The organism is Enterobacter sp. CGMCC 5087 (assembly GCF_003144775.1).
Taxonomy (GTDB): domain Bacteria; phylum Pseudomonadota; class Gammaproteobacteria; order Enterobacterales; family Enterobacteriaceae; genus Enterobacter; species Enterobacter cloacae_M.
Window position 1 is genome coordinate 1 of record NZ_QFXN01000039.1, and the last position, 8,173, is coordinate 8,173.

At 56.8% G+C, this 8,173-nt stretch carries 6 protein-coding genes and 1 pseudogene; 4 read left to right on the top strand and 3 right to left on the bottom strand.

The genetic code is table 11. From position 1 onward, the window contains the following. The 3 genes and pseudogenes from DEO48_RS03655 to ppsA form a co-directional block, all read right to left on the bottom strand. A pseudogene (locus DEO48_RS03655) lies at positions 1-262 on the bottom strand (beta-glucosidase); the annotation flags it as partial. Between the two features lie 3 nt (positions 263-265). Further along, complete coding sequence (locus DEO48_RS03660) at positions 266-1,666, bottom strand: MFS transporter (RefSeq protein ID WP_109844396.1); 1,401 nt, start codon at positions 1,664-1,666, stop codon at positions 266-268. A gap of 233 nt (positions 1,667-1,899) precedes the next feature. After that, positions 1,900-4,278 (bottom strand): phosphoenolpyruvate synthase, encoded by a 2,379-nt coding sequence (gene ppsA / locus DEO48_RS03665; protein WP_023311316.1) that lies wholly within the window; start codon positions 4,276-4,278, stop codon positions 1,900-1,902. Positions 4,279-4,613: 335 nt separating this feature from the next. Here ppsA and DEO48_RS03670 point away from each other — a divergent pair, with 335 nt between their 5' ends. The 4 genes from DEO48_RS03670 to DEO48_RS03685 all read left to right on the top strand — a co-directional run. Next, positions 4,614-5,447, top strand: coding sequence for a pyruvate, water dikinase regulatory protein (locus DEO48_RS03670; protein WP_023311315.1), 834 nt, complete (start codon positions 4,614-4,616; stop codon positions 5,445-5,447). 152 nt (positions 5,448-5,599) lie between these two features. Next, the gene (gene aroH, locus DEO48_RS03675; protein WP_109844397.1) at positions 5,600-6,646 is read left to right on the top strand and encodes a 3-deoxy-7-phosphoheptulonate synthase AroH; all 1,047 of its coding nucleotides are present in this window, start codon (positions 5,600-5,602) and stop codon (positions 6,644-6,646) included. Between the two features lie 208 nt (positions 6,647-6,854). Continuing rightward, positions 6,855-7,037: a hemin uptake protein HemP gene (gene hemP, locus DEO48_RS03680; protein WP_024909414.1), complete on the top strand. Its 183-nt coding sequence runs from the start codon at positions 6,855-6,857 to the stop codon at positions 7,035-7,037. Between the two features lie 77 nt (positions 7,038-7,114). Then, the coding region (locus DEO48_RS03685; protein WP_109844398.1) for a TonB-dependent receptor plug domain-containing protein at positions 7,115-8,173 on the top strand (1,059 nt) is incomplete at its 3' end.

Below are 8,173 nucleotides of genomic sequence, written 5' to 3' on the forward strand. Positions count from 1 at the left end.
TTTTCGCGTCGACAATGTGGGTGCCCAGCGGCCGCGTGATCTGCCCGACGCCGAGCTTCAGCCGTTTGCTGAGCGCAGCCTGCTCGCTCACGCCGGCGAATTCGTCACTCAGATCGCTGCGCTCGCGGTGGTTACCGTTTTCATCGAGGATCAGCCAGTACGCGTGCATCTGGGCGAACTTCTCTTCCGGGGTCATGCGCGCCAGTAAATCGGCGACGCGCTCGTGCACGGGACGTCCCGCGTCCTTATAGATAGTCGTCATGTTTTACTCCTGTAGTGCGGAAGAGGTTGCCGGGCTGAGCTGCCCCGCTTCGGGTCTGACTTCACGCTTGCTGGCCAGCTCCCGGGCGATGGAATCCACCAGCCGGCTGTTTAGCTTGTAGATGGCAAGCAGCGCGACCATGCAGAGGAACAGCGCGCACGGGATAAGGGTGAAAAGCGCGTTGATGGTCGAGAGAACGCCTGGCGCCTGGGTTGCCTGGCCCGGGGCGTAATCCACCATGCCAAGCACCCAGCCGACGACCGCCCCGCCCAGCGCCAGGCCAAACTTGATGGCAAACAGCGCGGTGGAGAAAACCAGCCCGTCCAGACGACGGCCGCTCCGGTGCTCTTCGTAGTCGACCACATCGGAGAACATGGTCCACTGCAGCGGCGTGGTAAGGTTTTGAATAAAGCTAAAGACGATGTTAAGGCCAAAGATTAGCCACACCTGTGAAGGAGGCAGGAAGAAAATCAGCGCGCCGAAAATAACGAAGGAGATAATCGTCCACTGGTAGGCGCGCACGCGGTCAAATTTCCCCAGCAGCCGTTCAGATAATAATGCGCCGCTTAAGGAGGCCACCATGCCGGAAACAATAAAGGCAAAAACCAGATCCGGACGCAGCAGCACATAGTTCACGTAATACATGGTGGCGGAACCGCGCGTCACCACCGCCGTTAACAGCAAAATATTAAACAGGAACACAATACGCCACTGGCTGTTACCGGCCAGCAGTTTTAAATCGGTGAGCATGGAGCCGGAGGTATCATTGCGCGGAGAATAACGCTCGCGGGTCATCAGGAAACAGCAGAAGAACAGCACAATGCCCAGCAGCCCCATCAGGCTCATGGCATAGAAATAGCCTTTCTGCACGTTGCCCTGGCCTAACAGTGAGACCAGCGGCAGGGCAATAACCGTCACGATAAGCCCGCCGATAAACGACAGGCCAAAACGCCACGACTGCAGAGAATGACGCTCGCGCGGATCCAGCGTCAGCGCGCCGGGCATGGCGCAGTAAGGCACGTTAATCGCTGAGTAAATCAGGCTTAAGATAGCGTAGGTTACGCAGGCGTACACGATTTTCGCCGTCGGACCAACGTCCGGTACATAGAAGGTAATGAGGCAGCTCACGCCAAACGGGATGGCAAACCACAGCAGCCAGGGACGGAAACGTCCGTGACGCGTCCGGGTGCGGTCAACCAGGGCGCCAATGCACGGATCGACAAAGGCATCGACCACGCGCACCACTAAAAACATGGTGCCCATAATCGCGGCGGGTAGCCCAAAAACATCTGTATAAAAATAAGCGAGAAATAACGTTGCCGTTTGCCAGACCAGCGCGCTGGCCATATCGCCTAAGCCATAACCTATTTTATCTTTGGTACGCAATACAGAGGAGAGTGTCATTGTTATTTGCCTTTTTATCAGGTTAAAACGTATTTCAACCAGTTGCGCAACTTCTTAAGGGAAATGCGCAGTAAGGCTCAAGTATTAGCAACGGTTTGCGCGCTAACAATTGTCTAAATTGACAGACAAATTATGATATTTGGTTTTTTACTTTATTTGTGATGGGGAGCAAATAAGAAAAGAAATAAAAAAGGCGAGGAATAATATCCTCGCCTTTTCGGGTCAGCGTGGCGTTACTTGTTCAGTTCCGCCAGGCTCAGCCAGGTTTGCACCACGGTGTCCGGGTTCAGGGACAGGCTATCGATCCCCTCTTCCATCAGCCATGCGGCAAAGTCTTCATGGTCGGATGGACCCTGACCGCAGATCCCGACGTATTTACCCTGCTTCTTCGCCGCGCGGATGGACATGGAGAGCAGCGCTTTTACCGCCTCGTTGCGCTCGTCGAACAGCTCGGAGACCACGCCGGAGTCGCGGTCCAGACCCAGCGTCAGCTGCGTCATGTCGTTCGAGCCGATAGAGAAGCCGTCGAAGTGCTCCAGGAACTGCTCGGCAAGCAGGGCGTTGGACGGGATTTCGCACATCATGATGATCTTCAGCCCGTTCTCGCCGCGCTTCAGACCCTGACGCGCCAGCTCGTCCACAACGGCTTTCGCCTGATCCACGGTACGCACGAACGGGATCATGATTTCGACGTTGGTCAGCCCCATGTCGTTGCGCACGCGTTTCACCGCTTCACACTCCAGCGCGAAGCAGTCGCGGAAGCTGTCGGACACGTAGCGTCCGGCCCCGCGGAAGCCCAGCATCGGGTTCTCTTCTTCCGGCTCGTAGCGCTCGCCGCCGACCAGGTTGGCGTACTCGTTAGACTTAAAGTCAGACAGACGCACGATCACGCGTTTTGGATAGAAGGCAGCGCCCAGCGTCGCGATCCCTTCGGTCAGACGGCCGACGTAGAACTCTTTCGGCGAGTCGTAGCCTTTCATCATCTCGCGGATTTCGTTCTGCAGCTTCGGATCCTGGTCGTCAAACTCCAGCAGCGCGCGCGGGTGAACGCCGATCATACGGTTGATGATAAATTCCAGACGCGCCAGGCCAACGCCTTCGTTCGGCAGGCAGGCGAAGTCAAACGCGCGGTCCGGGTTGCCGACGTTCATCATGATCTTCAGCGGCAGGTCCGGCATGGTATCCACGCTTGAGCTCTTCACGCTGAAGTCGAGGATATCGGCGTAGACGTAGCCGGTATCGCCTTCGGCACAGGAGACGGTCACGTTCTGCCCGTCCTTCATGCGCTCGGTGGCGTCACCGCAGCCGACAACCGCAGGAATACCCAGCTCGCGGGCAATGATCGCCGCGTGGCAGGTACGACCGCCGCGGTTGGTGACGATAGCCGCCGCTTTCTTCATGATCGGTTCCCAGTCCGGGTCGGTCATGTCGGTTACCAGCACGTCGCCTGGCTCAATACGGTTCATCTCGCTGATGTCGTGGATCACTTTGACCGGACCGGCACCGATGCGGTGACCGATGGCGCGGCCTTCCGCCACGATTTTACCCTGCGCGTGCAGCGTATAACGCTCCATCACCTGACCGCGCGAGCGGACGGTTTCCGGACGCGCCTGCACGATAAACAGCTTGCCGGTGTTACCGTCTTTCGCCCATTCGATGTCCATCGGACGGCCGTAGTGTTTTTCGATCTGCACCGCCTGCTTCGCCAGTTCCTGCACTTCGGCGTCGGTCAGGGAGAAGCGGTCGCGCTGCTCCTGCGGTACATCTTCAATTTTAACCTGCTTGCCATGCTCCTGGGTCGGGGCATAGATCATGCGGATTTTTTTCGAGCCCATGGTGCGGCGCACCACCGCCGGACGGCCAGCGGCCAGCGTTGGCTTGTGGACATAGAATTCGTCAGGGTTTACCGCACCCTGCACCACCATCTCACCCAGACCCCACGCGGAGGTGATAAACACCACCTGGTCGAAGCCGGATTCGGTATCAATGGAGAACATCACGCCGGATGAGCCCACGTCCGAGCGCACCATGCGCTGCACGCCAGCGGAGAGCGCCACGCCGCGATGGTCGTAGCCCTGGTGCACGCGATAGGAGATGGCGCGGTCATTGAACAGGGAAGCAAACACATGCTTCACCGCCACCAGCACCGCATCGTAACCCTGGACGTTCAGGAAGGTTTCCTGCTGTCCGGCAAACGAGGCGTCCGGCATATCTTCTGCGGTCGCAGAGGAACGCACGGCAAAGGAGGCCTGCGCATCGTCAGCAGAGAGCTGGTTGTACGCGTCGTGAATGGCTTTTTCCAGTTCCGGCTGGAAAGGTGTGTCGATGATCCACTGGCGGATCTGCGCCCCGGCTTTGGCAAGCTCGGTAACGTCATCAATATCCGTTTTATCCAGCAGGTCGTAAATGCGCTGGTTAACACCGCTCTGGTCTAAAAACAGGTTAAAGGCATCGGCGGTGGTGGCAAACCCGTTCGGTACGGAGACACCCATACCTGACAGATTTGTAATCATTTCACCCAGGGAGGCATTTTTGCCCCCAACTCTGTCTACATCATTCATGCCGAGTTGGTTATACCAAAGCACCAGCGGTGACGAGCCATTGTTGGACATCGAAACAATCCTTTTGTGATATTTGATCGGAGTAAGTAACACCTGACTACGTTTTTATACTGGCATATTTATTTCCGCTAAAAAAACGGTGAATCGTGTAAGCAATTTAAAATTTCAACTTTTCGGATACTTTCCCATCAACGATTAACCCGATGATTCCTCTATATTCAGCCAGAAACCCCAAAAATAAAGTCGCTATTTGAAAAATGAAATCCACTTTTCAGGAAAATCAAAAACAGCGTTTCATTCATAATTAGGATAAGTTCTTTGCTGTGTAATTTACTTTTTTAATTTATGCTTTCAGACAATTAGGTCTGATATTCAGGGTGAGTAAAATGGATAGTGCTGTCGATCGCCACGTTTTTTATATTTCTGATGGTACGGCGATCACCGCCGAGGTGCTGGGCCACGCGGTGATGTCGCAGTTTCCCGTCTCGATTAACAGCATCACGCTGCCGTTTGTTGAAAACGAGAGCCGCGCCAAAGCGGTGAAGGACCAGATTGACGCCATCTACCAGCAGACCGGCGTCCGCCCGCTGGTGTTCTACTCTATCGTGATCCCGGAGATTCGCTCCATCATTCTGCAAAGTGAAGGCTTCTGCCAGGATATCGTACAGGCGCTGGTGGCTCCGCTGCAGAGCGAGCTGAAGCTCGACCCGACCCCGATTGCCCACCGTACCCACGGGCTGAACCCCGGCAACCTGACCAAGTACGACGCGCGTATCGCCGCTATCGACTACACCCTCGCCCACGACGACGGTATTTCGCTGCGAAATCTCGACCAGGCGCAGGTGATCCTGCTTGGCGTGTCGCGCTGCGGCAAAACCCCGACCAGCCTTTATCTGGCGATGCAGTTTGGCATTCGCGCCGCAAACTACCCGTTTATCGCCGACGACATGGATAACCTGGTGCTGCCCGCCGCCCTTAAGCCGCTGCAGCACAAGCTGTTCGGCCTGACGATCAACCCGGAACGTCTTGCGGCCATCCGCGAGGAGCGCCGCGAGAACAGCCGCTACGCCTCCATGCGCCAGTGCCGGATGGAGGTCTCGGAAGTGGAAGCGCTGTACCGCAAAAACCAGATCCCGTGGCTGAACAGCACCAACTATTCGGTTGAAGAAATTGCCACCAAAATTCTCGACATCATGGGGCTTAATCGCCGCATGTACTAATATGCTAGTACATTAACTCAGATTCAGGTATCATCATCTGCAACCACGGGGCGCTGTCGCCCCGAACTTGAAATCAGCAGGGATTGGTTTAAGGTGATGCCCATCACTTCCCGGTAGTCTGCCGATGAAGCAAAAATTTTCTGAGACATTCCATGAATAAAACCGATGAACTCCGCACTGCGCGCATTGACAGCCTGGTCACGCCGGCTGAACTGGCACAGCGGCATCCCGTTTCCGCCGCCGTCGCAGAACATGTGACGGCCTCCCGCCGCCGCATTGAAAAAATCCTGAACGGTGAAGACAAACGTCTTCTGGTAGTGATTGGGCCTTGCTCCATCCACGATCTGGATGCCGCGATGGATTATGCAAAACGACTTCAGGGACTGCGGGATAAGTACCAGCATCGCCTTGAGATCGTGATGCGCACCTACTTTGAAAAACCGCGCACCGTGGTGGGCTGGAAAGGCCTGATTTCCGACCCTGACCTCAACGGCAGCTATCGCGTTAACCACGGCATCGAGCTGGCGCGGAAGCTGCTTTTACAGGTCAACGAGCTGGGGGTGCCAACGGCGACCGAGTTTCTCGATATGGTGACCGGGCAGTTTATCGCCGATCTGATCAGCTGGGGCGCGATTGGCGCTCGCACTACCGAAAGCCAGATCCACCGTGAGATGGCCTCCGCCCTCTCATGCCCGGTCGGCTTCAAAAACGGGACCGATGGCAACACCCGTATCGCGGTTGATGCCATCCGCGCTGCCCGTGCCAGCCACATGTTCCTGTCGCCGGATAAGAGGGGTCATATGACCATCTACCAGACCAGCGGTAACCCTTACGGGCATATCATTATGCGCGGCGGGAAGAAACCCAATTACCATGCCCAAGATATTGCGGCGGCCTGCGAAACGCTGGCCGAGTTCGACCTGCCGGAACATCTGGTGGTGGATTTCAGCCACGGCAACTGCCAGAAGCAGCATCGCCGCCAGCTGGACGTCTGCGATGAGATTTGTCAGCAGATCCGCAGCGGCTCGACCGCCGTTGCAGGGATTATGGCTGAGAGCTTTATCAAAGAAGGTACGCAGAAAATCGTTGCCGGACAGCAGATGGTTTACGGCCAGTCGATCACCGACCCGTGCCTTAGCTGGGAAGACAGCGAACTGCTGCTGGAAAAGCTGGCAGCTGCGGTTGATTCTCGCTTCTGATGTTATTGTCGGGTGGCGCTGCGCTTACCCGACCTACGATTGTGCCCTTCTCCCTCTCCCTATGGGAGAGGGTCGAAGTGAGGGCATCAACCGCACCTCACCCCCAAATTTGATCCCCTCACCCTTTTTTCACAAAAACGCTTGCCGTCAATTTGCAGTTTATTGATAATGATTATCATTGTTACATTGATTGTTATTTATAAACATTATGTCACGTACGGATAACAGCGCGGCAACGCCAGCAAAAACAGACACAGCACCAGCCCCTACCGAGCGTCGCATTGACAGCAAAACCCTCCTCGGCGATGAGGGACGGGTCATTATCGAGCATGACGGACAGCGCTATCTTCTGCGCCAGACCCATGCCGGAAAACTGATCCTCACAAAATAAACAACACCTAAAAATACGCCAGCCACCCAGGTGATACCCAGGCAGCCAGCGCTTTTCACTTCTTATGGAGAGTTGCTATGCCACACCTGCCTTCCGCATCTTTACGTCCGTCACTTCTGGCGCTGGCGATTGTTAGCGCCCTGCCGGGCATCGCGTTCGCCGCCACAGACGACATTACCGTCACCGCCACGGGCAACGCCCGCAGCGCCTTTGAAGCGCCCATGATGGTAAGCGTGATTGACGCCAGCGCGCCGGAGAAACAAACCGCCAGCTCGGCGGCCGATCTGCTGCGTAACGTACCCGGCCTGACGCTGGACGGCACCGGGCGCACCAACGGGCAGGACGTAAACCTGCGCGGCTATGACCGCCGCGGCGTGCTGGTGCTGGTTGACGGCGTGCGCCAGGGGACCGATACCGGCCACCTGAACAGCACCTTCCTCGATCCCGCACTAATCAAACGTATCGAGGTGGTCCGCGGTCCGTCGGCCCTGCTGTACGGCAGCGGCGCGCTGGGCGGCGTGATCTCCTATGACACCGCCGATGCGAAAGATCTACTCGAACCCGGTAAAAACAGCGGCTACCGCGTGTTTGGTACGGGGGCGACAGGCGATCGCAGTCTTGGCATGGGGGCCAGCGCCTATGGCCGCACCGACACGCTGGACGGTCTGGTCTCCTGGTCCAGCCGTGATCGCGGTGATATCCGCCAGAGCGACGGTGCAACCGCGCCTAACGACGAATCCATCAACAACATGCTGGCAAAAGGCAGCTGGAAAATCGACCCGGCCCAGACCCTGAGCGGCTCCCTGCGCTACTACAACAACGCCGCCCAGGAGCCAAAAAATCCGCAAACCACCGGGGCGGACAGCAGTAACCCGATGACCGACCGCTCCACCATCCAGCGCGATGCGCAGGTTGGCTACCACATTGCACCGGAAGGGTACGACTGGCTGGACGCTGACGCGAAGGTCTACTGGTCCGAAGCGCGCATTAATGCCCAGAACGTCGACGGCAGCGGTGAGTTTCGCAAGCAGACGACCAAAGGCGGCAAGGTGGAAAACCGCACCCGTCTGTTCAGCGACACCTTTGCAGCACACCTTCTGACCTACGGCGGGGAATACTATCGTCAGGAGCAGCAT

Coding starts and splice junctions, on each gene's coding strand:
- aroH (WP_109844397.1), top strand. CDS start 5,600: ATGAATAAAACCGATGAACTCCGCACTGCGCGCATTGACAGCCTGGTC.
- DEO48_RS03670 (WP_023311315.1), top strand. CDS start 4,614: ATGGATAGTGCTGTCGATCGCCACGTTTTTTATATTTCTGATGGTACG.
- hemP (WP_024909414.1), top strand. CDS start 6,855: ATGTCACGTACGGATAACAGCGCGGCAACGCCAGCAAAAACAGACACA.
- DEO48_RS03660 (WP_109844396.1), bottom strand. CDS start 1,666: ATGACACTCTCCTCTGTATTGCGTACCAAAGATAAAATAGGTTATGGC.
- ppsA (WP_023311316.1), bottom strand. CDS start 4,278: ATGTCCAACAATGGCTCGTCACCGCTGGTGCTTTGGTATAACCAACTC.